Below are 522 nucleotides of genomic sequence, written 5' to 3'. Positions count from 1 at the left end.
CGGGTCTGGATAATTACCCGTTCCTCAAATGTAAAATCACAAAATAAGAATATTCATTTCCTGTTCTGTGACTTTTTAAACTATGTTTACTTGCGTTGACGCCTACCTATTGATATAAAAGCTATATTTTCACTTTGTCTGCTTAATTATGGAACTCCGCATTATCAATAAGTATTTCGCTAGAATATATATCTCCAACAACTTTTATACGTACATATTCCTGACCTGAAATATCTGTTGTAAGCTCAAATGGAGTGGTTTTATAGCTTACCTCTTTACTTTCATTTAGCACTTCATTGTCATCTCCTGTTATTTGTACTATTCCACTCCTATCCTCTTCATAATCTGCTTCAGGAGCAATAGTCATAGTTAAAGTAGTATATTTCCCACCTGTATAATACTCCACATAACCTTTGTCCTGTATTTCAAACACATTGCTTAACAATTTTCCCTGAACTGTTTTTTCACTGGAACTCTTACTACAGTAATATCCTGGATTCTCGGATTAACATGACGAGGTTG

Annotated in this window: 1 protein-coding gene; it reads right to left on the bottom strand. The window is 34.3% G+C overall.

All coding sequences use genetic code 11. The features are described from left to right. Nucleotides 1-142 precede the first annotated feature (142 nt). Nucleotides 143-433 carry an NPCBM/NEW2 domain-containing protein gene (locus HMPREF1986_RS02465; protein WP_021773162.1) on the bottom strand — a complete coding sequence of 97 codons (291 nt, stop codon included), beginning with the start codon at nt 431-433 and terminating at the stop codon, nt 143-145. Between the last annotated feature and the right edge of the window lie 89 nt (nt 434-522).

The sequence above is a fragment of the Oribacterium sp. oral taxon 078 str. F0263 genome (assembly GCF_000469565.1).
GTDB lineage: Bacteria > Bacillota > Clostridia > Lachnospirales > Lachnospiraceae > Oribacterium.
The sequence above is the reverse complement of the archived record's forward strand: the minus strand, read 5'-3'. Positions and strand labels throughout refer to the sequence as shown.